This is a genomic window from Pseudomonas sp. GNP014 (assembly GCF_054344005.1).
Genome location: NZ_JBTGUS010000001.1, coordinates 2,077,195 through 2,102,550, shown reverse-complemented (window position 1 = coordinate 2,102,550; position 25,356 = coordinate 2,077,195). Strand labels below are relative to the sequence as shown.

The 25,356-nt window shown below is 60.1% G+C and carries 18 protein-coding genes and 1 pseudogene; 9 read left to right on the top strand and 10 right to left on the bottom strand.

The features are described 5' to 3' along the window. Positions 1–273 precede the first annotated feature (273 nt). Positions 274–2,484 (bottom strand): hypothetical protein, encoded by a 2,211-nt coding sequence (locus ACXX9E_RS09355; RefSeq protein ID WP_458555333.1) that lies wholly within the window; start codon positions 2,482–2,484, stop codon positions 274–276. A 596-nt stretch (positions 2,485–3,080) separates the two neighbouring features. After that, positions 3,081–4,121 (bottom strand): DMT family transporter, encoded by a 1,041-nt coding sequence (locus ACXX9E_RS09350; protein WP_458556574.1) that lies wholly within the window; start codon positions 4,119–4,121, stop codon positions 3,081–3,083. 205 nt (positions 4,122–4,326) lie between these two features. Here ACXX9E_RS09350 and ACXX9E_RS09345 point away from each other — a divergent pair, with 205 nt between their 5' ends. From ACXX9E_RS09345 to ACXX9E_RS09325, 5 genes are all read left to right on the top strand, one after another. Continuing rightward, positions 4,327–5,250 (top strand): PliI family lysozyme inhibitor of I-type lysozyme, encoded by a 924-nt coding sequence (locus ACXX9E_RS09345; RefSeq protein ID WP_458555332.1) that lies wholly within the window; start codon positions 4,327–4,329, stop codon positions 5,248–5,250. A gap of 85 nt (positions 5,251–5,335) precedes the next feature. Beyond that, positions 5,336–6,742: a DUF2252 domain-containing protein gene (locus tag ACXX9E_RS09340; RefSeq protein ID WP_322375126.1), complete on the top strand. Its 1,407-nt coding sequence runs from the start codon at positions 5,336–5,338 to the stop codon at positions 6,740–6,742. Between the two features lie 144 nt (positions 6,743–6,886). Next, positions 6,887–7,252 (top strand): DUF6124 family protein, encoded by a 366-nt coding sequence (locus tag ACXX9E_RS09335; RefSeq protein WP_123464475.1) that lies wholly within the window; start codon positions 6,887–6,889, stop codon positions 7,250–7,252. A gap of 250 nt (positions 7,253–7,502) precedes the next feature. Beyond that, a complete protein-coding gene (gene rimJ / locus ACXX9E_RS09330) occupies positions 7,503–8,090 on the top strand; it encodes a ribosomal protein S5-alanine N-acetyltransferase (protein ID WP_123464473.1) in 588 nt (195 codons plus the stop codon). Between the two features lie 68 nt (positions 8,091–8,158). After that, positions 8,159–9,598 carry an ArnT family glycosyltransferase gene (locus ACXX9E_RS09325; protein WP_336347154.1) on the top strand — a complete coding sequence of 480 codons (1,440 nt, stop codon included), beginning with the start codon at positions 8,159–8,161 and terminating at the stop codon, positions 9,596–9,598. 203 nt (positions 9,599–9,801) lie between these two features. Here ACXX9E_RS09325 and pmrG read toward each other — a convergent pair whose 3' ends face one another. Further along, positions 9,802–10,473, bottom strand: coding sequence for a lipopolysaccharide core heptose(II)-phosphate phosphatase PmrG (pmrG, locus tag ACXX9E_RS09320; RefSeq protein ID WP_123465970.1), 672 nt, complete (start codon positions 10,471–10,473; stop codon positions 9,802–9,804). A gap of 251 nt (positions 10,474–10,724) precedes the next feature. On the opposite strand from pmrG, the pseudogene ACXX9E_RS09315 reads away from it, so the two are divergent. Both ACXX9E_RS09315 and ACXX9E_RS09310 read left to right on the top strand, forming a co-directional pair. Further along, positions 10,725–11,786 (top strand): annotated as a pseudogene (locus ACXX9E_RS09315) (methyl-accepting chemotaxis protein); the annotation flags it as partial. After that, complete coding sequence (locus ACXX9E_RS09310) at positions 11,781–12,644, top strand: methyl-accepting chemotaxis protein (protein WP_371260362.1); 864 nt, start codon at positions 11,781–11,783, stop codon at positions 12,642–12,644. The pseudogene ACXX9E_RS09315 and the gene ACXX9E_RS09310, both read left to right, overlap by 6 nt. A 206-nt stretch (positions 12,645–12,850) precedes the next feature. Here the strand turns inward: ACXX9E_RS09310 and ACXX9E_RS09305 are convergent, their stop codons facing one another. From ACXX9E_RS09305 to ACXX9E_RS09280, 6 genes are all read right to left on the bottom strand, one after another. Beyond that, positions 12,851–14,224 (bottom strand): DUF1329 domain-containing protein, encoded by a 1,374-nt coding sequence (locus tag ACXX9E_RS09305; RefSeq protein ID WP_458555331.1) that lies wholly within the window; start codon positions 14,222–14,224, stop codon positions 12,851–12,853. Between the two features lie 130 nt (positions 14,225–14,354). After that, complete coding sequence (locus tag ACXX9E_RS09300) at positions 14,355–16,313, bottom strand: DUF1302 domain-containing protein (protein WP_458555330.1); 1,959 nt, start codon at positions 16,311–16,313, stop codon at positions 14,355–14,357. Between the two features lie 47 nt (positions 16,314–16,360). Then, entirely contained in the window at positions 16,361–17,650 is a 1,290-nt protein-coding gene (locus ACXX9E_RS09295) for a phospholipase C/P1 nuclease family protein (RefSeq protein ID WP_458555329.1), read from the bottom strand. 162 nt (positions 17,651–17,812) lie between these two features. Beyond that, complete coding sequence (locus ACXX9E_RS09290; protein WP_128616159.1) at positions 17,813–19,381, bottom strand: FGGY-family carbohydrate kinase; 1,569 nt, start codon at positions 19,379–19,381, stop codon at positions 17,813–17,815. Between the two features lie 20 nt (positions 19,382–19,401). After that, positions 19,402–20,994, bottom strand: coding sequence for a glycerol-3-phosphate dehydrogenase/oxidase (locus tag ACXX9E_RS09285; RefSeq protein WP_123464459.1), 1,593 nt, complete (start codon positions 20,992–20,994; stop codon positions 19,402–19,404). 5 nt (positions 20,995–20,999) lie between these two features. Continuing rightward, positions 21,000–22,595 (bottom strand): FAD-binding oxidoreductase, encoded by a 1,596-nt coding sequence (locus ACXX9E_RS09280; protein WP_458555328.1) that lies wholly within the window; start codon positions 22,593–22,595, stop codon positions 21,000–21,002. 211 nt (positions 22,596–22,806) lie between these two features. Between ACXX9E_RS09280 and gliR the strand changes: the two genes are divergently transcribed. Both gliR and ACXX9E_RS09270 read left to right on the top strand, forming a co-directional pair. Then, positions 22,807–23,823, top strand: coding sequence for an AraC family transcriptional regulator GliR (gene gliR, locus ACXX9E_RS09275; protein ID WP_340134965.1), 1,017 nt, complete (start codon positions 22,807–22,809; stop codon positions 23,821–23,823). Between the two features lie 514 nt (positions 23,824–24,337). Next, positions 24,338–24,703, top strand: a complete 366-nt coding sequence (locus tag ACXX9E_RS09270; RefSeq protein ID WP_123464451.1) for a DUF6124 family protein — start codon at positions 24,338–24,340, stop codon at positions 24,701–24,703. A 257-nt stretch (positions 24,704–24,960) separates the two neighbouring features. On the opposite strand, the gene ACXX9E_RS09265 is transcribed toward ACXX9E_RS09270, so the two are convergent. Then, the gene (locus ACXX9E_RS09265; RefSeq protein ID WP_123464449.1) at positions 24,961–25,329 is read right to left on the bottom strand and encodes a glyoxalase superfamily protein; all 369 of its coding nucleotides are present in this window, start codon (positions 25,327–25,329) and stop codon (positions 24,961–24,963) included. Positions 25,330–25,356: the final 27 nt, after the last annotated feature.

The following is a 25,356-nucleotide window of genomic DNA, read 5'->3' as shown; positions in this document are numbered from 1 at the left end:
CACCCTGCCCTAGGGAGCGAACGCCGCTGTCTGGGGTGGCATCGACCACATCCATGCCATTTTGAAAGCCCGAGCGAACCGCAGATGCATCAACGTAGGCCAGCTTCTTCTCCGGACTGAACCAGTGAACCTGAAGCTGATCCTCGACCTCTTTAGAAATGATCATTTTGACGATGCCACGGCGTTCCCCTTGGCCGCTGGGCAGTGTTTGGCTGACCCAGCAACCAGGAACATGCGTGAGCTTGAGAGGCTTCATGGAATAATCCTTTATCCTTACGACTCGATGCTTGGCGAGGGTTGATTGGCAGGCAGTGTGTTTAAGTCAGATGCGAGCTGCGCCGCTGACCATTGAGGCGTTTTCTCATCAACAACATCTTCGACTCTGCTCGTGCCATCCTCACTCTTTAACTCTGTTTCTGTGACATCAGGCCCAGTTTCTCCACACTTTCTTTTTCCAGCGACGTCAAGGCTCAGCTCTTCCTCCATAATAAGAGGCTTGTCACTGAAGTAGCAGCTGGGCTCCTGAGGATGCTTGTTTTGATAAACACCAAATACCCTTAGGCGCTCAGTCTTCTCGATATCTAGAGTGTCGCAAAGTCCAAGATCACTGTACTCCTCCTCCGGTAACTCCCTGGGATCACAAAAATCAAAGTGCTGATTGGCGGGCAAGCAGCCCTCAAGATTGGCGAACCTGAACCATACATACCGAATAAAGGCTTTGAACACCCGACGCAACGTGTAGTTTTCGTACCAGGAAGTAAATAAATTCTCGAGGAAAAATTCAATTTCTTCCACTTGGGGAAGCGATTCAAAGGAGCGCACAACCAGGAGTGCCGTCGGCCAGGATAAGACGTGGTAGGACAGGCGACTACTGCCGGTTTTATCGAACGCGATCCAGTAGATATCGTTTTCCGCCCACATCACTTTGATGTGCGCTGCCAAGATCAGTTCGTCAGGAGTAAGCCCTTTTTCGATCTCTCTCTCCAACGCTAGCCGGGTTGTCCCCCACCCGCTAATTACAAAAATTTGTTGAACCAAACGTAATGTGCTTAGCGGCCAGTTAGCGTTTACAATCAACTCTGCTGCTTTCTGAAGTGCGCGGTCTTCGCGGGAAAGCGTGTCTGCCATCCAGTCACTGCATTCGACATCTACCGCTTCCTGACTGTCGAAGACTTCATCCGGATCAAAGGCATAGGCCGCATAGTCATCATCTAGATCGCGGAAATCATCTAGGACAATGCTGGTATCCCCTTCGTGTTCTTTCCCAAGATCAATGAAGGTCAGATCATGCAAGTCATGGTCGAAATCGATTCCATCTTCCGGATCCTCAATTACCAGCCCATAAGGCGCGCCTAATTCAGGGTAAGCGTGGGGAAGATCGTCATCATGTTCGTCAAGAATATCATCGTGAACTCGAAGACTGGCGACATACGGCTCAGACAGCGAAGACATGTCTGAGTGAGCAGGGACGGCATCAGTGTTAGCTTCTAGTGAGTTCAAAGACGAAGCATGAATGACGCCTAATGATCGCCCTGACTTCTTGAACACATGGAAGCTAGCTTGCGTTTCGCCGGAGGAAGTAATTTTTCGCGGCACTGCAAGCTTGAGAATGGACTTTTGGGGGATTTGTGAAGTGGCCTCATCCTCACTGGAAAGCTCATCAGAGTCGTCATCTCTAGAGGCTGAAGATGTCTCAAGCTCGGCCGCTGCATACGTCTCATCGGCTAGAGTCGATGAGACTTCGGTTGCCAGTTCAACATTGTTTTCCCACCTGCCTTGATGGATCAAAGAGGGAAAATAAGCGGTTGCCTGCTGACTGAAATCAAGTGAGTTTTCGGCTTTCACCGAAGAAGCCTGACCAGTTGTTACAAATGATGACCCAAGTGTAGCTAGCGATCTGGCGGAGTCGTTGAGATAGGCCATGTCGCTAGCTCTTGGCAGATCGTCATCCTCTGACTCTACTGGGGCTGCTTCAACAAAGGCACACATTTGTCGCCTGAGCAGTAGCTCCCCCTTAATCGCCATGGCCGCATCAAGTGGGCGTTGTTGAAGCGTATATATACGGCCAAGCAAGCTTAGGTAGTCCGGTTCCTCAATGGGCTCATTGGCCTCGAGGAGGATCGTCTCTGCTGCTCGTAGATTGCCCGAGGCAACAAGGTCATTGACGTCTTTTAGCAGGATTTCTTTGGTACGTTGCTTACTCTTGAGCGAAAGCGTTTGACGAGTGAGATTTTTTTTGAAATGCAGAATCAATTCAAGACGTCGCTTTATCTCGTCCGCCGCTTTGTGGTTCCTAAAGTATTCGCTGAGAAGCGTTCGGGCGGTTGCATTCTGCTTTTGGGTAATCAAAAGTGAAATGGCTTGAAGCAATCCCTCTGAGGAATAGCCGTTCAGGCACGCACGAATCTTCGCCTCAAACTCAGATGGAGTTGATGAGACATGTTCCCACAGTTCGTCCAGCAACGACGCCCAATCCATTTCCATATCGACTCCGTGACGACACAGCTTAGATTTTTGTGGTCTTGGAGCGATAACAGCGAGACCGCCCCATCGCTTCTGAGTCCTGTGCCGTATGTCACATTATCCAGACCGACTGTGCGGGTAAAGGCAAAAAGCCAGCGAAGCGCTAATTATTTATCCGGTCAGCATTCTCCAACACGTGGAATCAAAGCCCCTCGTACGCCGCTCAAATTTGGTTTTATGGGATCTGAGCGTAGATTCCAGCTTGGCGTTATCGTGTTCAGCCTAATGCACACCTGAGTAGCGTACTGAGATGGGTTTTATACCCACGCTAAAGGCGGCCTATCAGCCTGCACGCTTTCGAATGAACAGACTTTTCGGCCATACCTGCAAGAGGGTTATGAAGTATTTCGCTCCATCTAGCTCTCGTGGTATTCCAATCGGTATCCAAGAGAAATTCATGAGATAACATTAATCAATTAGATCAAACACCTAAGAAACCAATTCAACTTTCCCCGGCTTCCACCAACACTCAACGACAAAGCCCGCCCAGTGCGGGCTTTGTCGCATCTGGCCATCCCATCCAGCCCCTTCCGCCAAAAGCCCCCCGCCCACACACCTCAATGCTCATGCCGATGATGCACATCCGGAAAGTGCGCATGGCTATGCCGCATCGGCGTATGCACATGCGGATGGCTGTGCGGCTCCGCTCCATCCCACTCAAACCCGTGGGTATGCTGGTGATGCTCGTCGTGTGTATGGCGATGATCGTGCTCGAGCCGTTCGTGCTGATGCTCGTGGGCATGGTTTTCCATCAGGTGAATCCATACCCCTACGGCCATTAACGCGGCAGCGAGCAGGAACATCAGCGATATTGACTCGCCCAGTAGCAGAATCGAGATAGCTGCGCCCAGAAACGGCGCGGTGGAAAAGTACGCGCCGGTGCGCGCACTGCCCAGCCCGCGCAGGGCGAGGACGAACATCACCAGGCTGACGCCGTAGCCGAGAAACCCGACCAGCAGGATCGGCACCAGCGAGTCGGCGTCGGGCAATTGTTTGCCGATGAATAAGGCCAGGCCGCAGTTGACCACACCGGCGACCAGGCCTTTGCTTCCGGCGATGAACAGTGCGTCCGAGGCAGAGACTTTCCGCGTGAGGTTATTGTCGATGGCCCAGCAAAAGCAGGCGAAGGCGACGGCCAGTGGCCCGATCCAGTCTTGCGCCGATATGGCCCCCTGCGGCCAGGACAACACGACACCGCCGGCCACGATGGCGAGCATGCCGATCACGATTCGCCGATCGGCATTTTCCTTGAACACCACCCAGGCCAGCAGCGCCGTGAGCACCGATTCCAGGTTGAGCATCAGTGACGCGCTGGCGCCGGATGTTCTGGTCAAACCGAACATCAACGCCACCGGCGCCAGCACACCGCCGAAGCCGATGGCGCCGACCAGCCACGGCCATTCACCGGTGCCGAGTCCGGAACGCTGCCAGCCTCGATCGCGGGCAAAGCGCAGGAGGGTCAAGCCCAGACCACTGCCCAGATAGAGCAGCCCGGCCAACAGAATCGGCGAAATCTGTGCCCCCAGCAGCTTGGCAAGTGGCGTACTCGCGCCAAACAGCGCGGCCGCAACCAAAGCGTAGAGAACGCTGACATTCATGACGGGATCACTCGCTTCGGCCGATGGGGTACCGGCAATGATCATGGCAAAACTCAGGTGAGAATTATGTGAACAGCTGATTGGTGTCAGGGAACATCACCCCAAGCACGTGCTCAAATCCAGCAACATTTAATCCGCGTAATCACTGGGCGACTGCTCGACGCTGCCTCTATGCTGCAAACATCGAGATGCAATGGAGTTGAAGATGAAAACCTGGATCGCCGCCGCGCTGGCCGTACTGATTTCCCTGCCTGCCCACGCAGCAGATGCTGGCGCTGTGCGCGTCGAACCGATCGTTTTCACAACCAGCGCCGACAGCGTCCAGCGCAAACAGTCGATCAAGGGTGACCAGACCGCGGAGTACAGATTCAATGCCAGGGCCGGCCAGTTGCTCACCGTCGACTTCAAACCATCCAACACCTCCGCCTATTTCAACATCACCGCCAAGGGCGCGGATTACGCGCTGTTCAACGGTTCGATCATGGGCAATCACTTCCTCGGAACGTTGCCGGCCGATGGCGAGTACACGGTTCAGGTCTATCTCATGCGCAATGCCGCACGGCGCAACGAGGTGGCCAACTACGAGTTGTCTCTGAGACTGGTCAATGGCGATGCCAGCCGCGGCAAACAGCCATTCGAGCAGACGCTGGAATGGCAGGGCATTACCTTTCACGTCAGCACCGAACAGGTTGACGGCAAACCGACGCTGCGCATCACCCCCAAAGGTCTGGAGATCGATAACGCGATCATCAGCCGGGCGCTCACCGGTGAGGTCGTGCGTGCCGAAGTCGCTGACCTCAATAACGACGGCTCCCCCGAACTCTACGTGTTTACCCGCTCGCCCGGGCGCGGCATGCCGGGCGATCTGATCGCCTACTCAGCCAATAACAAAAAATCCCTGAGCGAAATCTACTTGCCCCCGGTCAGCGACAACCCGAAAACCGCCGAGGGCTATCAGGGCGAGGATTCGTTTGCAGTGGTGGAAAACCGGCTGGTGCAGCGCTTCCCGGTGTATGACAGCGCTGACGCAGGCGCAGGCCGCACGGGGAAGATGCGTCAGGTTCAATACACGTTAGTGGCGGGCGAGGCCGGGTGGGTTTTGCGCGAGGACAAGGTGACGGAGTATTGAGTTAGCTTCACCCGGCTCACGCCAGCGGATAAACCCCGAAAGCGCTTCTACACTCACGGCGCCCCTTCCGCCGAACCGAGCCCCCATGACTTCACTCAAAGACCGCATGCAACAAGGCAAGGACGCCCGCAAGCAGTGCTCGCGCAGTGCTCAGGCGTCCACCGGCAAGATGAACCGTGATCCGATTCCGTTGATCAAGGCCTCCAGCCAGGGCCGTGTCGAGTCGCTGGTCGAACTGCGTTACGGGCGCATGCTGGTGTCGCCGTTCACCTTCTTTCGCGGTAACGCGTTGCTGCAGGCGCACGATCTGTCGGGCACGGCGAACATGGGCCTGAACGTGCCCATCTGCGGTGACTGCCATCTGATGAACTTCGGGGGCTTTGCCACGCCTGAGCGCAATCTGCTGTTCAGCGTCAACGATTTCGACGAGGCGCATCCCGGTCCGTGGGAGTGGGATCTGAAGCGACTCGCAGCGAGTTTCGTGGTGGCCGCCCGCGACTTGCGCCACGGCGAATCGGTCGAGGAGCAGGTGTGCCGTGAAATGGTCGGCGCCTATCAGACCACACTGCTGGAATGCGCCGAACAGAGCACGCTGGAAAACTGGTACGAGTCCATCAGCTACAACGACCTGCTGGCGCAGGCACGCAAAAGTACCCTTGAACATGTGCAGCGCGCCATCGAGAAGGCCGAGCGGCGCACGCACGCCGAGTTGCTGCCGAAAATCAGCGAACGCGATGCCCACGGGCGCCTGATCATTCGCGATGACCTGCCGGAAATTTTCCACCTGCACAAAAACACTACGCTGCTGGATGCCGAGGATGACTGGCTGCGACTCGCGGACTGGCGTCCGCTCTTCGACACCTTCATGCGCGAGTATCGCAGCACGTTGCAACCCGACCGCCGCGAGTTGTTGTCACGGTTTCACGTGCAGGATCTGGCATTCAAAGTGGTGGGCGTCGGCAGTGTCGGCACGCGTTGTCTGGTGGCGCTGCTGACCGACGATCAGGAGTTCCCGCTGTTCCTGCAACTCAAGGAAGCCCGGCGCTCGGTGCTCGCCGACTACGTCAAAAGCAAATCGCGGGTGCGCCATGAAGGTCAGCGCGTGGTCGAGGGGCAACGCCTGATGCAAGCGGCCAGCGACATGTTTCTGGGCTGGACCACCGGCCCCGGCGGTCGGCAATTCTACGTGCGGCAATTGCGCGACATGAAGATCTCCGCCGAACTGGAAAACTTCGACGCAGAGACGTTCGCCGCCTACGGGCGAGTTTGCGGCCGCGCCCTCGCCCGAGCCCATGCCAAAGCCTCCGGCCTCGCTGCGCAGATCAGTGGTTACATCGGCAAAGGCGATGCGCTGGCGGATGCGCTGTTGAAGTACGCGCAACATTACACCGCGCAGAACGAACGTGATTTCGAACGCTTCCAGACCGCCTGTCGCAAGGGGCGGTTGCGGGCCCGCTCAGAGGCTGATTTTGCCGCTGACCATTTGCCTTGAGCCGGGGGCGCTGCCAGCACGGCAGCGTCCTACGCCAGGCGTCCTAGGAAAATTCCCGCAACACGTGTCGACTTTCATGAACTGGTGCAGCGATTTTCGGGGCGTTACCCTCCTCGCCTGCTGTTCATTCCACGGAGCTGCGTCATGAAAAAAATCACCCGACTTTCGCTCGTTGGACCGGTATTACCCGATGCGCAAACGGCCCGCACGAAAACCCGATCGAACGCCACCGCCGCCACAGGCGGTTCGAAACGACGGCCTGGCCTTCCCCTCAACCAGATGCTCAGGGTGCGTGACGACGTCGACACCATCACCCTGCTCGAGCATGCCAGCGAACTGCTTGGGTCTCTCGCCGCCATCAGTGAAAATTTTGCCGAAGAATTCGATGGCTCCCGGCGTCATGTGGCGGTGGCGATCAAACAGCTGAGTGCATTGGCCGAAATCGTCGTCTGCCGGGCTCGGGACAATCTTGCCTCGCCGGGATCGCCGACCCCGGACGTTCGCCACTGACGGGCGAAACCCTTAAGGCGCGAGCGGTCTTGCCTGTCAGGATCGAGCCACGGTGTAGCAGTTGATCGAGATGAATTTTTCTTCACTGCCGTTGCCCGGCCGAACCTGTACATTCCGTTTGCTCATTCAAGAAACTACGGTTCGCCCGCGCTCTCCCGCGGGCTTTTTTTTGCCTGAAATCAGCCACAGCTTGCTGTGCCCCGGCTAATTGCGCGACGCTGCCAGCAGATCCCTCGCCAAGGAACGCCCGATGCCGCTGTTGACCCTGCCCTGCCAACGCCTGACGCTGGCGATACTCGCCCCGGATCAGGCAGAGCTCGAAAGTGATTTCTATCGACGCAATCTGCGCCACCTCGCCCCGTGGTCGCCGATCCGCACCACCGAATACTTTTCCACCGAGCAAATTCGCCGACGCCTTGAAGTCCAGGCCAGCGCATTCGAGGCCGGACTGGCCATGCACTTCGCCCTGTTGACGCCGGATGGTGAGCAAATGATCGGTGCGTGCAACTTCAGCGGTCTCATTCGCGGCGCGTTCCAGGCGTGTTATCTGGGTTATCACCTCGATGAAGCCCGTCAGGGTCAGGGGCTGATGCAGGAAGCGCTGGAAGCTGGCATCGGCTATATGTTCGAAACCCAGAACCTGCACCGGATCATGGCCAACTACATTCCCGGTAACGAACGCAGTGCGCGGTTGCTTGAACGGCTGGGTTTCGAGCGCGAAGGCTACGCCAAGGCGTACCTGAATATTGCCGGGCGCTGGCAGGATCATGTGCTGACGGCGCTGGTCAATCCAGTGTTCGAAACACCGGAAAAGCGTTGGTCGCGGCATCTCGCGTGAGTTTCACAATTTGTTAAGCATTGGCGAAGTATGCTCAGGCCTTCGCCCCTTCCGGTTGCTTGAAACCCATGTCGCGTTCCGCCACTTCGCTGTTTCTCCTCGCCGCCCTGCTGTTTTTCTTCGCGCTGGGCAACCATCAATTGCAAGGTTCTACCGAAGCCCGCGTCGCCGGCATCGCCATGGAGATGCACCTGGACGATGACTGGGTCACGCCGCGGCTGTTCGGCGAGCCGTTTCTGGAAAAACCACCGCTGAGTCTGTGGCTGGATGCGGGCGCGATGCGCGTGTTTGGCGTTTCGCCGTGGGCGGTACGATTGGCCTCGGCGGTGGCCGGGCTGCTCAGTGTGATGGTGTTGTACGGCATGTTGCGCCGGTTTGGCCGACCGAAAACGGTCGCATGGACCGCCGGCATCCTGCTGGCCACCATGGCCAGCTACTGGAGCAACGTGCGCGGGGTCGGCGAGGATGCGCTGCTGGCCCTCGGCGTGACCACCGCGTTGCTGGGGTTTTTCCAGGCGCAAAAAGCGTCGACCCCGGGCAGTTCGTTGCTGTTCGTGGTCGGGATCGCCATCGCCACCTTGAGCAAAGGGGTGTTGGGCCTGGCCATGCCGGGGGTGGTGATTTTCGCTTATCTGCTGGCCGACAACCTGTTGGACAAACGCCTGAAACTCGGCGACTGGCTGCGACCGGGCCTGCTGACCGTGGTCGGTTTGATTCCGTTGATGATCTGGCTGGCGGTGCTCTATCAGCACGGCGGCGCGCAAGCGCTTAAAGAAGTGTTGCTGACCAACAGTGTCGGGCGCTTCAGCGGGTCGTTCGTCGAGGCGGGGCACTACGAACCGTTTTATTACTACCTCGCCAAACTGCCGGAAGCTTTTCTGCCGTGGAACATCCTGGTGTATCTGGGGCTCTGGCATTTCCGCAAAGAATTGAAGACCCACCGTTACCTGCTGTTCTTCAGCCTGTGGATCGTCGCGCAGTTCGTCATGCTGACGCTGGCGTCGAGTAAACGCACGGTGTACCTGATGTCGATGACACCGGCAGCAGCGGTGATCGCTGCGGAATATGTGGGTGTGCTGTTCGAAAAACTCAAAGCGTACGAATCTTCCAGCCGCTTTGCAGGCCGCATCGCCCGTCATCGTCAGGCATTGGGCGCTACTGTCCTGACGGTGATCATCGCCAGTTACCTTGGCGCCGCACAATGGGCGCTGCCCAACGCGGATAAAAAACTCTCGTTCCTGCCGCTGACCGAACAAATTCAGACGCTGCAGGCGCAAGGGCATCAGGTCGCACTGTTTCAGGCCAACGAACGGTTGGGCGGTGCCAGCGTGTTCTACACCCAACAGGTGCTCAAGGGCCTGGACACGGATGCGCAACTGCGCGAGTACCTGAGTGCATCGCCATCACACGTCGCGGTGATGGCGGGCGATAGCGAGCCCGCTGCGCCGCTGAAAGTGCTCAAGACATTGATCGTCGGGCGGCAGGCGTACTACTTCGTCGGCTACTGAATCTTTTGCCGCGTGGCGGCAAGCCATGGTAGCGAGGGGATTTATCCCCGTTGGCGCGCGCAGCGGCCCTTCTCTTGATTTAAAAGAGGGCCTGCTGCGCAGTCCAACGGGGATAAATCCCCTCGCCACCAATCAACAGCAGGCGTACTGAGGTTTCCGATTCAGCTGCAACACCCCGAAGTTGTAAACGCAGAAACGAGACGTCATCGGGCGGTTACCGTGCGCCAGTCGGAAGCTTCAATAAAACCGAGCATTTTGGGGCCCGCCGGACTCGCGGTGGAAACGAACAGCGAGGAGCCGTAACCCGGGTTCGAGGCCGAGACGTCCAGGTCTTTTTCAAGCTGCCCCATGCATTCGCTGTGGGTGACCAGAATCAGGTTGCGCCCCGGAATTTTATGCGCGAGCGCGTCCTGCAACATGCGCCCCTTGCAGTCGATCAGCCACTCTTCGCCACTGGCGGCGCGGTTAAACATATAACCGGCGGTCTGCACCGTGCGCATCGACGGGCTGTTGTAGATCTCGGCATTGTTCAGGCCCAGGTGCTCGAACTGTGCGCCCACGGCCACCGCGACACTGCGCGAGCGGTCGGTGATGCCGTCATTGCCGCTCAGGCAGGGCGCTTTCGAGTGATCGCAGCGCTCGACATGGCGCACCAGCACGATCACATCGCCCCTGGCCCAATCCGCCGCCAGTGCCTTGGCCCCGGCGACATTGCCGTGGGCCAGGTCCGGCACCGTCGCCGGGGCCAGCAGCCACAACGTCAACGGAATCACCAGCACCGAGGCCGCCAGCACCACCCAGGTATTGCGAAAACGCGCCAGAGCGCTCAGGTTGATCGAGCGCTTGACGCCAAACAGACTCAGTCTCAATTCCACAAAAACCGCCTCGCCAGCCAGCATCACTTGTCATTCAATGCGGCACGGTACCGATGGCCACGTGGGCAGGCAGTGAAACTCATGTGAAAAAAGTCTTGGGATCCGTTGTTACAAATCCACCGGGACAAAATCCTTTCAGCTCTCGGATTTACGGCCGATACAGTCCTGCTACACCCTTGCGGGCTCAAAAAAACAACAATCTTCCAGCCTGACCGACGATCGAGAAGCACAACGTTCCTGGAGGAATTGTGATGAATAGCTGGTTCGGCAACATCAGCGTGAACATGAAATTGGGCCTGGGCTTCGGCCTGGTCCTGGCCCTGACCTGCGTACTGGCCCTGACTGGATGGACCAGCCTCGGCGGCCTTATTGACCGCAGCAACTGGATGAGCGACATCACCCAGCTCAATGCCGGTCTGACCAAACTGCGCGTGGTGCGCCTGCAATACATGCTGACCAACGGCGACGAAACCGCCGCGCAGAATGTGCAGACCACCCTTGAAAGCTTTGCCGCCCAGCAGCAAGCACTGATCAACAAGTTCAAGAGCCCGGAAAACGTCAAGCTGCTCAAGCAGCAGGCGGCGACCATCGCCGAATACCAGACGTCGCTGAACAAGATGCGCAACGCCTACCGCACCGGCAACAGCGCGCGCGACGTGATGAGCACCAATGCCGAGACCGCTTACAACATGATCGAAACGATCAGCAAGCGCGTGCAGCAGATGGACATGAGCGAGCAGCGTTTCGATCAGTTCCAGGCAATCACCACCGCCAAGGAAGCGTTCATCCTCGCCCGTTACGAAGTGCGCGGCTACACCGCCACCACCAACGCCGAAACCGAACAGAAAGCCGTCGGCCAACTCGACGTCGCGATCGCCAGCCTCAAGCAGTTGAACGCGCATTTCGCCGACAGCCAGCAAGACGCCCTGCGTCAGCTGGAAACCGCACTGCTCAACTACCGCAGCGCGTTGCAGGCGTACAAAAACGCCAACAGCGAAGCGGTGCAGGCGCGCAAGGAAATGACCGACCAGGGCGCCGCGATCGTCAACACCAGCGAGCAGCTGTATCAGATTCAACTCGATCGTCGTGACATCGAAAGCGCTCAGGCCCGTACCTTCCAACTGATCAGCACCCTGCTGGCGCTGTTGGTCGGCGTGATTGCCGCCGTGATCATCACTCGTCAGATCACCCGTCCGCTGCAAGAAACCCTGGCCGTGGTCGAGCGCATTGCCAGCGGCGACCTGACCCAGAACGTCACAGTCACCCGCCGCGACGAGCTCGGCGTACTGCAGCAAGGCATTGCGCGCATGGGTGTGACCCTGCGTGACTTGATCAGCGGCATCCGCGACGGCGTCACCCAGATCGCCAGCGCCGCCGAAGAGCTGTCGGCCGTGACCGAACAGACCAGCGCCGGTGTGAACAGCCAGAAGGTCGAGACCGATCAGGTCGCCACCGCCATGCACGAGATGACCGCCACCGTGCAGGAAGTCGCGCGCAATGCCGAAGAAGCCTCGCAAGCCGCAGCCGCCGCTGATGGTGAAGCCCGTGAAGGCGACAAAGTGGTGAATGAAGCCATCGCCCAGATCGAACGTCTGGCGAGCGAAGTGGTGCGTTCCACCGAAGCCATGAGTGTGCTGCAACAGGAAAGCGACAAGATCGGCAGCGTCATGGACGTGATCAAGGCTGTGGCCGAACAGACCAACCTGCTGGCGCTCAACGCTGCGATTGAAGCGGCCCGCGCCGGTGAAGCCGGCCGTGGGTTTGCCGTGGTCGCCGACGAAGTCCGTGGCCTGGCTCAGCGCACGCAGAAATCCACCGAAGAAATCGAAGGCCTGGTCGCCGGTCTGCAGAACGGCACCCAGCAAGTCGCTGCCGTGATGAACAACAGCCGCGCCCTGACCGACAGCAGCGTGGCCCTGACCCGCAAGGCTGGCGACTCACTGGAAAACATCACCCGCACGGTGTCGAACATCCAGTCGATGAACCAGCAGATCGCGGCGGCTGCCGAGCAGCAAAGCGCGGTGGCCGAAGAGATCAGCCGCAGCATCATCAACGTGCGCGACGTGTCGGAACAAACCGCCGCCGCCAGCGATGAGACCGCAGCGTCCAGTGTTGAGCTGGCACGCCTGGGTGGCCAGTTGCAGCAGATGGTCAGCCACTTCCGCGTCTGACCTTCAATCAGCGCCAAAGCGTAAATCCAATCGCGGGCAAGCCCGCTCCCACAGGTAACGAGTCGAACACACAATTGTGAACGACTCAAAAAACTGTGGGAGCGGGCTTGCCCGCGATTGCGTCAGCCCCGTCCCCCAATGTCACAGACAACCCGCCTTGTGCAGGAGCTGCAGCAGGGATTGCATTCGATCACCAGTCCAGTCCGTTAGCGAGTGCCGCGCTGACGCAACGCCGACGGCATGAAATACGCGTCTTCCGGCACCGGTTGCGAGAAGTCCACGGTGGAGGCTTCTTCGTTGTCGAGGTTCTGCACGTAGTAACGACGGGCTTGTAAGTCGTGAAACACGTCCAGTGCGCTCCAGGTGGTCGGCAGGTCGTAGAAGTTTTTCAGGTAGGCCATCGACACCCGCCACAACTCCCCTCGCCCATCGTATTGATCGACCAGCGCCGCACCCCAGCTGTCCTCGTCAAGAAACAGCACGCGCCTGGAATAGATATGCCGCGCCCCCGGTTTCAGGTTGCCTTCGACCACCCATACGCGGTGCAGCTCATAGCGGGTGAATTGCGGGTTGAGGTGGCCCGGGGTGAGCAGTTGTGCGTACTTCACGTCCGGGCTACCGACCTTGTAGTTGTTGTAGGGGATGTAGATTTCCTGCTTGCCCTTGAGCTGCCAGTCGTAGCGGTCCGGCGAGCCGTTGAACAGGTCGGTGTCGTCGGCGGTGCGCAGGCCATCGGATGAGGCGATCGGCGTGTCGTACGCGAGGTTCGGCGCACGGCGCACGCGGCGTTGGCCGGCGTCGTAGACCCAGGCCTGACGCGGGTCCTTGAGCTGGTCGAGCATCTCATGCACCAGCGCTGCACCGCCGGCCAGCCGTGCCGGGCTTTTCACGAAGGCGAGGTAGTAGAACAGGATGTTTTTCAGGTCGGCGTACTGCCCGCCCGGACGGTAGAAGTTGAACAGCGCTTCCTGCTGCGAAGTGACCAACGCAAAGCTGCCGTTGCGCTGCACCGGAGCCTCGGATGCGCGGCGCACCACGTAGATCCCGCGATAACGGGTGATGTGATTCCACAGCACTTCGATACCGTCCTTGGGCACCGGGAACGGCACGCCGCCGTAGGCATCGGCGAATCCACTGCCGCCCTCCAGCAGCTTGGCCGAGGTCCCGTTCTTCAAGGTGTTGTCATACAGCCACTGCGGCGCGGAACCCGAACGACGCGACGGATAGACCGGCATCTGGAACGTGTCGGGGTAGCTGTTGAACAGCGCGATCTGCCCGGGACTCAGGTGCGCCTTGTACTGGTCGAGATTGGCCTTGGTGATGGTGAACAGCGGTTTGTCGGCGGCGTATGGGTCCGGGTGATGCTGCCCCGGTTTGTAGCCGGCCGGCGCCTGGGTGATGCCACCGGTCCAGGCCGGGATGGTGCCGGCGGCGTTGCCCGCACGCTCGGCGCCCATGGGCGTGAGGGTGGTTTTCAGTTGTTCGGCTTGTTGCGGGGTGATGGCGGCAAGTGCGTTGCCGGCGCTCAGGCCCAGAACAAGCACCAATGAGATCCGGGACATCCTTGAAGTGTGAAACATGATCTTCTCCAAAGTACAAAACCTGTGGGAGCGAGCTTGCTCGCGAAAACGGTGAGTCAGGCAACACCTGTGTTGAATCTGCTGGCCTCTTCGCGAGCAAGCTCGCTGCCACAGGGGCATGAGTTGGAATTCACAAGAAATACTTGAGGTTGAACCCGACGTTGTCGCGGTCGCGAATCCCGTTGTTCTGCCCGCCGCCCCAGAAGTTGGTGTATTGCACCTCGGCTTCGAGCTTGTTCTGGTAGTTGGCCTTGATCCCCAGGGTGTAGGCCTTGCGCCCGTCGATGGTGTTGCCGGCCTGATAGCTGTTGCCTTTGAAATCGTCCTTGTAGACGACGTAAGGCGAGACGTTGACCCCGGCGTACACGTCGTTCCAGGTGCCGTTGAGCATGGCCGTGTAGCTGTAGGAATCGCGATTGACCTGATCGTCACGATCGCCGCCCGACACATAGGAATAGTTACCGGTGCCGGCGTAGTAACGACGACTGCCGTCATAAGCGGTGTATTGCAGGCTGCTGCCGCGCAGGTGCTCGGAGGCCAGTTCGAAGATGCCGAAGAGTGAGTCGAACGACGCCGTCGGGCCGAAGTTATAGATAGTGCCCAGCGAAGTATTGAACGCTTCCACGCGTTCGGCGTTGTTGATCTGGCTGTCGAGGGTGACCATCTGCCCACCGACGTTGATCGCTTTGCCGGTCACTGCCGCAGCCGCACCGTTGGCCAAGTCGCCAATCAGATCGTTGGTCGCGGCGACGCCGATAGGCAGGTTGGGCCGATAGGCCAACTCGCCGAACACCGAGGCCTCACCCAACGTAGTGTTGAAGCTGAACCCGTACATACGGATGTCTTCGGCATAGCGCCGATGCGCCTGGATGTTGCCCATCACATCCGCGGTGGCCAAACCGTTGGCCAGTGCGCCGGCCTGACTGCCCGCGACACCCGCCAGCAGATTGGTCAGGGCATTCATGTCGATGCCCTTGTAACCGCCAAGATCCGCAGCGATGGTCGGTTCCTTGGCGTGGTAATTGACCAGGTACAAACCGAACTCGGTGCTATTGAGTTGCTCGGCAATGTAGCGAAAGGCGAAACCGAACTGACCGTCGTTGCGCGCGTTGTAGTCCTTGCCGATGGACGCGACCTTGAGCGTATTGCCGTAGGCCGGCGTCACGCCGTTGGCGTACAGGCCGGTGGTTTGCAGGGCCTGGCTCAGCAACGGGTTGTTGCCCAAGGCACTGTAAAGCCCGATGACGTTGCCAAACCCCGGCACCGGCGTGTCGAGCGCGGTACCGCTGAAGTTGTTGTAGCCGGTGTTGCCACCATCGGCGAACAGGTCGGTCTGCGAATAGAAGGTGCCGACCGGGTCGATGCGGGTTTCCTTCCAGTTGGTCTGGTAGAAACTCTCCAGGGTCAGGCTGTCGGTCAGACCGATGTTGAAGCTCAGCGCCTCCACCGGTACCAGCACTTCCTTCACTTCGGCGCCGGGCAAGCGGTACTTGGCAGCGTCCACCGGGTTGGTGGTGTTGATCCCGCCGCGATAGAAAATCCCCTCGCCCCAGTTGAACACCTGACGGCCGATCCGCGCGGTCACCGGCATCTGCGCGACGTCCCAACTGCCGTGGACATAGGCGTCGAGCATCTCGATCCGGCTGCCGGCGATGTCGCGGGTCTGACTGGTGAAACGGTCGTCCTGCGGGTAGCTCTGGCTCGGTTGCGACGGGTTGTTGTTGCGGTAGTAATCGTTGCGCTTGTCCATCAACTGGGTGTCGTAGAACGCCGTGCCGCGCACGAACAAACCGTAGTTCTGATAGTTGGCCTCAAGCTCGGAGGTGATCTTGTACACCTCGGAAACCAGCCCGGTATCGAAGTTGCGATTACCGTCGTTGGTGTTGACGTCATCGTTGTTCTTGTCGCGCCCTTGCACCCGCCACAAACGACCATAGGACAGGGTCGTGTCGATCGAGCCGGTGACTTGATTGTCCAGCACGCTGAACTCGGCAGCCTGCACAGCATCCACCGCACAGAGTTGCAGCAGTCCTGCCAGGCCGACACCGGGAAGTGCCACGCCGGTCAGGCGCAATCGAGTGTTGATCATGGTTTTCTCCCTCCTTGTTCTTATTGTTTTTTGCGTGGCCGCGATGGCTACGGTGCCAGGCCCGCACGGACATAAATCCGGCTGTGCGCGCCAAAATGGCCGAGCAGTTTGAACAGCTGCTGATTGAGTGCCGGATGCTCGAAACGCTCGCGCTGCAACTGATTGCCGCTGCTGAAATCGCTGGTCAACGGGGCCGTCTCCAGCCACTGGCCGATGGCTTCATCGAACGTTGCCGAGTCCTTGACCGACTCGGCGCTGACCACTTCGCGCAAGTAATCCACCGAGTACGGCGGATACTGTTTGTCTTGGGCCACATCAGCGTAGGCAGCGAGCATCGGATGCTGCTGACCGGCGCGCAGCAGGCGCCGCAGCCAGGTCGACTGGTACTTCTCGACTTCCATGTGGCGGGTGGCGACGCGCTCGATCGAGGCTTTTTTATCATCGGCAAAACCGGCCAACGCCTTGCCCTCCAGCAGCAACAGACTGGGCAGTTCGACCCCGGGCAATGGCTTGGCGTGATACGGCTGGGTCAAGTCCTGCACGTGGTGCACGCCCCAACCAAGGAACCGATAGCCCCAGTAAGGATGGCCACTGGCGAACGCCAGTCGCGCCAGCCCCAGGTACTGATAGGCGCGCCAGTCCGGCCAGCTGCGCTGAAGAAATCCGGCCGCGGCATACACCACCGCGCTTTCATGGAAGAAGCCCATGTGGAACGGCGCCTGCGAGCTGTACTGGAAACGCGCATCGCCAAACGGCTGCGGGCCGAAGCCGTACAGCGCGGCAACTGCGCCGGGGTTGTCGCTGAACAGGTTGATGTCGTGACCGTAATCCGGCTCATCGGCGGCGCTCGCCAGTACCGCCAGCGCCGCGACTTTTTCGCCGTCCGCCACGCGAATGAAACGTTGGCGATTCCATGGCGAACGCGTCTGCTCGACCATCACCTGATCGGCACTGAGATGTTCGCGCTCGGGTATGTCTTGACCCGGCAATGGCTGAATGACCATCGCCAGATGAATGCGCGGATTGAGCCGCAACGCAGTGAGAAAGTCGTGGCGCAGATTGTCACCCGGCACGGCGGGCAGCTTCAGATTGTCGGGGCGCGGCGGGTACTGGGTGAAGTGTTCACGGGCGAAGCTTTCCTGTTGCTCCAGCAGCGCAACCACGGCCGGATATTGCTCGGCGAGAAAGCGTTCCAGCGGCTCGACCTCCACCGGTGGCGCATCACGCAGCGCCGGCAATTCCTGCAACGCCAGATAGCTGCCCACCGTGTGGTTCGACCAGCCCCACGCCGTCGGGGCCATTGCACAAAGCAGCAACAGGAGAAATGTCAGCTTCATTGCTTTTAATTCTTATTGGAGGTGCTGTGGGGGTTGAGCCTAACAACCGCCCCCGGCGCTGACACTGTCCAATCTCACCAGAAAAAGTCTCCGATAGCGCCACATGAGAATCGCCATGCCTCCCTGCAGGAGTGAGCCTGCAAGGGAATTGGCGGTGTTTCTTCAGGCGGGGTAACCGGTGATTGTGCGGATGCTCTGATACAACGGTTTGAGCTGGCGATACATGCGCAGGTACACCTCTTTGTACAAACGCTCATAGACCTGCTGCGCCTCGGGTTGCGGCGTGAATACCGCGCCAACCCGCGTCATCGCCGCGATCGCACTCGGAAAGTCCGCATACAACCCCAACCCCACCGCACAACAGATCGCCGCGCCCAGACCGGACGCTTCGTACACATGCGGACGCTCCGCCGGCAGGCCGAAAATATTTGCCGTCAGCTGCATCGCCGCATCGCTCTGCGAGCCGCCACCGGCTACCCGCAAGCGCTTGATCGAGACCTTCGAACGCTGCTCGATTTTTTCCATGCCCTGGCGCAACGCATACGCCAGCCCTTCCAGAATCGCCCGGTAAATGTGCGCACGGGTATGCACATCGCCGAAGCCGATCATCGCGCCTTTCGCCTCCACGCCGGGCTCGCGAATACCCGGTGACCAGTAGGGTTGCAGCATCAGCCCCATCGACCCCGGCGGCACCGCGTTGACCAGTGCATCGAACAACTGCTCCGGCTCGATGCCCTGCGCTTGCGCCTGCTGCATCTCGCGCAGGCCGAACTCATTCTTGAACCAGCTGACCATCCAGTAACCGCGATAAATCATCACCTCGCAGTTGTACTGATCCGGCACCGCCGAGGGGTACGGCGGAATCAACGGAACGATTTCCCGGTAGCGCGCGCGGGTGCTGGTGATCGTCGCCGTGGTGCCGTAGGACAGGCACACCGTATCGGCATCGACCACGCCGGAACCGACCACTTCACAGGCCTTGTCGGCACCGGCGGCAATCAGCGGCAAGCCCTCGGGAATCCCGGTGTGGCGGCTGGCTTCAGCGCTGATGTGGCCGAGGATTTCCCCAGGTTTGTGCAAGGTCGGCAACTGCTCGGGACGCACCGCCAGCGCCTGCCATTTCCAGTCGCTGGGCGCGGCCCATTTCAGGCGTTTGAAATCGAACGGCAGGTAGCCGACGCAACAGCCGACAGAGTCAACGAAGCGCCCACACAGACGATGGGTGAGAAACCCCGAGAGCAGCAAAAACTTGTCGGTCGCCGCCCAGATTTCCGGTTGATGCCTGGCGATCCAGTTGGCCTCGGCCTGGGCGCGAAAATAATCGACCGTAGCCTGCGCGCCGACCAGTTTGAACAGCCAGCCCCACGGGCCCTTGATCCCGCCCTCGACTTCGCTCTGGCGCTGATCGAGCCACAGAATCGCCGGGCGCAGCGGTTTGCCCGCGGCATCGACGTTGATCACCGTGCCGCGTTGAGTGGTTAGCGAAACACCGGCGATCTGCGAACGATCAATCCCGGTTTGCGCCCACACCTGCTGGCACGCCTCGCCGAGTTTCGCCCAGTAATATTCCGGGTCCTGCTCGGCCCAACCCGGTTGCGTCGAGTAATACGCCTGCAATTGGACCTTGCCTTTGCCGAGCAGATTGCCCTGCAGATCGAAGAGCAATGCGCGCACGCTCTGGGTGCCGTTGTCGATCGCCAACAGGTAACGCTTGTTCGAGTGGTTATCCATGGCGCTCTCTTCAAGGGGCATCAAGGCGTGGCCTCCGGCAAACCGTGATGGCGTTGCCACAACACCCGGTAACGCTGCTGCTCTTGCTGCCAGTGTGCATCGTCCCAGCCCAGACGTGGCTGGCAGAGCTGGCGAATGGCAGGGAAATACGCTTCGCCACCGCGCGCCAGCAACAAGCCCAGTCGGGTGCGGCGCAGCAATAGATCATCGAGGTGCAGAACCATTTCCGCCTCGCAGGCGAAGGCCAGCTCTGCCCACAAGGTGTCGGTGTTGCCGACCGTTTCGGGGCCCGACTCGGCGATCAGCTGCGCCAGCCTCGGCAGGTCACGGCCGTGGCGTCCGGCCAGGCGTCGCCACTGTTGAGGGCTGAGTCCGGGAATGCTCAGGGCTGGTACGGCGGCGAACACCGCAGCGGCATCATCTTCAAAATGACGACCGAGCATGTCTGCGCAAGCCTTGAGCACTTCAATGGCTTGCGGGCGAAACGTCGTCAGTTTGCCACCGGCCAGGGTCACGCAACCGGGCTCCTGCCACAGCACATGTTCGCGGGTTTCATTCGACGGCTTGCCTTGATGCGCACTTGCGCTGCCTACCACCGGGCGCACGCCCGACCAGGTTGACAGCACATCGGTGGCCGAGACTTCGGCAGCGGGAAACTGTTGCGTGCAGGCCGCCAGCAGATAGTCGAGTTCTTCGGCGCTGATGCTCGCGCTCTGGTCCAGATCCTCGCGATGATCAAGATCGGTGGTGCCGACCACCGTCGCGCCCTCCCAAGGGAAAACAAAGACTGGCCGACGGTCTCGCTCATGCAGAAAGGTGAACGCCTGCGCCACCGGCAAACGCCAGCCCGGCAGCAGCAGATGACTGCCACGCAGTGGTCGCAGTTGTCGCGGTGACTCGGGCAAACGCAAGCGCTCCGCCCACGCCCCCGTAGCCACCGCCAACACGCCGCAGCGCAATTGCAGCGGCCCACCTGCCTCGCAATCTTCGACCTGAACTCCGTACACCCGCCCGTCTTCGCGCAGCAACTGTTCGACGCGCACACCGTTGAGCACCACCGCACCATCGGCCCGCGCCTCGCTCAATACGCGCATCACCAGCCGCGCATCATCGGTCAGCGCATCGACAAAACAGGTGCCGCCAATCAGCTTGCTCTCCTTCACCCCCGGCGCCAGAAAACGCAATTGCTGCGCGTCATGAAAACGATGGCTGCGCCGTCCGGCCAACGCGTCGTAAACCGACAGCAAGCCACCGAGCACACGCGGCCCGGGAAAGCCGCCGCGATAGTGCGGCATCATGAAACTCATCGGCTCCACCAGCCCCGGCGCTTCGTCGAGCAGACGCTGGCGCTCGCGCACCGAATCGCGGGTCAGGCGCCACTGGCCCTTGGCGATGTAACGCAAACCACCGTGGACCATTTTCGATGATCGGCTAGACGTGCCCCAGGCGAAATCCCGTTGTTCCAGCAGCAGGCAACGCCAGCCACGCCGCGCCGCTTCGCGCAGGATTCCGGCACCGCTGATGCCGCCGCCTATGACAATCAGATCCCAGGTTTCGGCTGCCAGCGTCGGCAGAATCTGCTGGCGCCACGCGGCGTTCCAGTCCTGATTCATGGTCGTCACTCCGGCAACAACGTGCCGGGATTGAGGCGCCCGGCCGGATCGAAGTGCTTGCTCAGCGCCTGCAAGGTGTCCAGCGCCAGCGCGCCTTTTTCGCGCAGCAGGTACGGTGCATGATCCTTGCCGACACCATGCTGGTGACTGATGGTGCCGTGGTTGTCGACGATGGTCTGGCTGGCCGCGTGTTTGAGTGCCTGCCAGCGCGCCAGCGTCGCCGGGTAATCCGCCGCCGGGCGAAACACATAGGTGGTGTAGATGCTCGAACCTTCGCCGTAGACGTGGGACAAGTGGGTGAACACATGCACCCGCTCGCCCTCCGCTGCCAGGGCATCGCGCAGGCTGTTTTCGATCAGGTTGAGCAAGTGGTCGACGTTGCTCCAGTCGGTGGCCGTTTCCAGGGTGTCGACCACGTAACCGGCGTTCCACAGGTTCTCGCGCAGGTAGGGAAAACGGAAACGGTTCTGCGCCCACTTCTTGCCGAGCAGGGTGCCGGTGAACACCCCGCCAAAGGCTTTCAGATGCTGCCGGGCCTGGGTCAATGACAGCGCGTTCTGCCGACGATTGCCGGTCACGCCGAAGGTCAGCAGGCACTTGCCCTCACCGGCGCCGCGCAGGTTCAGGTACTTCTCCAGCCAGGCGATTTGCTGTGGATGCCCGGCCAGCGCCAGTTGGGTTTCGGTTTCCACGGCGTTGGACAGACGCAGCATCGACAGCGGCACCCGCGCCTGGGCCAATTGGCGGATCGCTTGCAGCGCCTTGCTCCAACTGGGCAGAAAAACGCCATAAAAGCGCTCATCGGCGGGCAACGGACTGACCCGCACTTTGACCTCGGAAATGATCCCGAAACGGCCCTCGCTGCCGAGCACCACTTCGCGCAGATCTGGCCCTGCGGCGGAGGCCGGGAAGGTCGGAATGTCCAGAGGTCCGGCAAAGGTTTCCAGGGTGCCGCCAGCGAACAATTGCTCGATGCGCCCGTAGCGCAACGACTGCTGGCCGCTGGAGCGACTGGCGACCCAACCGCCCAGCGTCGACAACTCCCACGACTGCGGAAAATGCCCCAACGTGTAGCCGCGAGCGCGTAGCTGACTTTCCACCTGCGGGCCGCTGGCGCCGGGGCCGAACGTCGCCAGTTGGCTGGCCTCGTCGAGGTCGCTCAGGCGATTCATCCGCACCAGCGACACCGTCACCACCGGCCGCGTCGAATCCGGCGGATTGATGTGCCCGGCCACCGAAGTGCCGCCGCCGTAGGGAATCAGGCACAGGTCCTGTTCATGGGCGAGCGCCAGCAATTGGCGGATCTGCCCGGCGGTTTCGGGAAACGCCACGGCGTCGGGATAGTTGCCCAGCGCGCCTTCGCGCAGCGCCAGCCAGTCCGGCAGGCTCTGGCCGCGGGCATGCAGCAGGCGGTCATGGGCATCGACGCTGTACAACGCGTGCTGCGCCAGCCGCGAGGCCGGCACCCGCGCCAATGCCGACTCCAGTGAGGCATCCGGCAGCGCGCGCCCGGCCCCCAGCCGTTCGTTGAGAAAACTCGCGCCCTGGGCTGGCAGTTCGACCACCGTGCCTGCCTCTCCCCAGCCGTTCCAGCGTCGCATGCGTGTGTCCTTCTTTGCCGTCGGATCATGGATGTTTCAGGCCTCCATACTAGCCAGCGGCCGCCCGGTGTCACGGTCGTATCCGGCCAGTTCATGTAGCCAATTGAGTCAAACGTCGCGCAAGCGTCAGGCATTTACTTTAGTCGCGGTTTGCACTTACCTTTCAGGCTATTCGTCTGCCCATGCCGCCGTTGATCAAAGGATCGGGATCATGCAATCGCTCGGCTTCACCTCAGTGCCGCCCCTGCTCAAATACCTGCGCCACGCCGAACAACTGGGCATGGCCATCGAGCCGGCATTGACCGCGGCCGGGTTGCAGGCGCAGCAACTGAGCGACAACACCCTGCGCTTGCCGGGTGAGGCTCATGAAAAACTGCTCGATTATTTCTGCGAACACTCGGGCGACCCGCTGTTCGGACTTAACGCAGCGAATTTTGTCCTGCCCAATTCCTGGAGCGTGCTCGGTTACATCACCATGAACTGCGCGACGCTGGGCGATGCCATGAGCCGGATCATGCCGTTCGAAAAACTGGTGGGCGACATGGGCGTCAGCCGCGCCGAGGTACAGGACGGCCATGTGCACCTGATCTGGACCTGCCGCTATCAGCGCCCACGCATTCGCCGGCATCTGGTGGAAAACGTGCTCGGCTCGTGGCTGCACTATGCACGCTGGATTGCCGATACGCAGATGTCGCCGGCCGCTGTGTGGCTGGAGCATGCGCGCCCGGACGAGGTGACGCTGGCGCAATATGAGCAGTTCTTCGATTGTCCGGTGTTGTTCGATCAGCCCTATTCGGCGCTGGTCGTGCCGTTAGCGTACTTGCAGTTGCCGTTGCGTCAGGCCGATGCGCAGTTGCTGCGAACGCTGGAAGAACACGCGCTGGGCTTGATGGCGACGCTGGAGGATGCGTCGCTTGAGCAGCAGGTGAAAAGCATCCTGCGGCAGTTGCTCAAGGAAGGCTTGCCGCGCAAGGAGCAAGTGGCCGAACAACTGGCGGTGTCGGTGCGTACGCTGCAGCGGCAGTTGCACCAGGCGGGAACGTCGTATCAGCAGATTCTCGATGATTTGCGCCAGGAGCTGGCCGAGCATTATCTGTTGAACAGCACGTTGCCGATTCAGGACATTGCGCAATATCTGGGGTTTACCGAGCCGAGGTCGTTTCATCGCACGTTCAAGAGTCGGCGGGGGATGCCGCCCGGCGAGTTTCGGCAGATGCATCGGGGGTGATTGCGCGGGCCTCATCGCTGGCAAGCCAGCTCCCACAGGTTTTTCGGTGAACCCAAATCTTGCTTACGACTCAATCACTGTGGGAGCTGGCTTGCCAGCGATGACGTCAGTCGCCGCACCGGAAGTCCGACAGGCAAATCCTCAATACTTGCAGTGCGATAAACCCCTTACAGCAAACCTGTTTAAAGACACTCAGCGTTACGCGAAACAGCCCACAAATCCTTGCGCCACTGCCTACGCCTGCGCCAGAATCCGCCGGCTTGTGCGCCCTGAGCATGCTGCGTAACTTGATTGCGTCACTGATTCCCAGTGATCGAGCTTAGCGGCTCGGCAACATTCGCTCCCCGCTGCACGAGTATCATCCAGTCAGGTATTTGCCTGCGCTTAATGGTGGCTGTGCGCATGGCACCTTCGGGTGCGCCGGGGTGGGATGCGACCGGTCCGCTAACTTGCGCACAGCTGCCTCCCTTTTGCTTAGCGGCGAAATGGATGCGGCTTTAAAAGGTACGCTCCCATGTTCAAAGTAACGCCAAACCCGCCGGTCACTGACCCGGCCTCCCCCTACGAATCCCCCGACTCAAAGAAACTCCACGAAGCCGCCGAGCGCGCCCTCGACCACTACCTCGGCCCACCAACCGCCGAGATCATGGCCGCGCCTTACAAACCCAACAAGCTGTACATGACCGACCCCGAAGCCGATACCGAGTCGCTGCTGGTGGATGCCAGTGAAACCCTCGGCTCGGCCACCGTCATGCTGCATAACCACGCAGCGCTGGTTGAGGGCACGCACCGCAAAACCCTGCAAGGCATCGCTCAAGTGGTGATGCTGGCGGAGCTGGCGGTTAATCGCGTGCTGGATAAGTTAGTGCCGACCGAGTGACGAAAAAGCCCGCTGTCAGACCTTGGTGGTTTGGCAGCGGGCTTTTTTGTCTGGCTTGCGATTTTTGCCCTCACCCCAGCCCTCTCCCCGAGGGAGAGGGGGCCGACCGAGAGATGCTGACGATTTACGCCGACCTGCAAATACCGCCGGGAATCCAAAATCGCTGCAAATCTTTCAGGTCGATGTAACTCGAAAGCATTTCCCAATCAGTCCCCTCTCCCTCCGGGAGAGGGTTAGGGTGAGGGGCTCTTCTCAGCTCAAACACTGATCGCGTTGGTAAACACCAACCGATTACCAAACGGATCAGCAATCGTCATGTCCTGACTCCCCCACGGCATCGCCTGAATCTGTGGGTGCGAGAACTTGTAGTCCTTGGCCACCAATTGCTGCTGGAACGCCTCCAGCTCATCGGTCTCGATGCGCAGCGCCGAACCCGGTGTTGCATCGCCGTGATGCTCGGTCAGGTGCAGCACGCATTCGCCACGGGACACCTGCAGATACAACGGAAAATTCGCCTCAAAGCGATGCTGCCAGTCGATCTTGAAGCCGAGGAAGTCGACGTAAAACTCGACAGCCTTGGCTTCATCGAAGATCCGCAGGATCGGGGTGGTTTTGCCGAAGCTCATGGAAGTGCTCTCACCTATGGAAAAGGC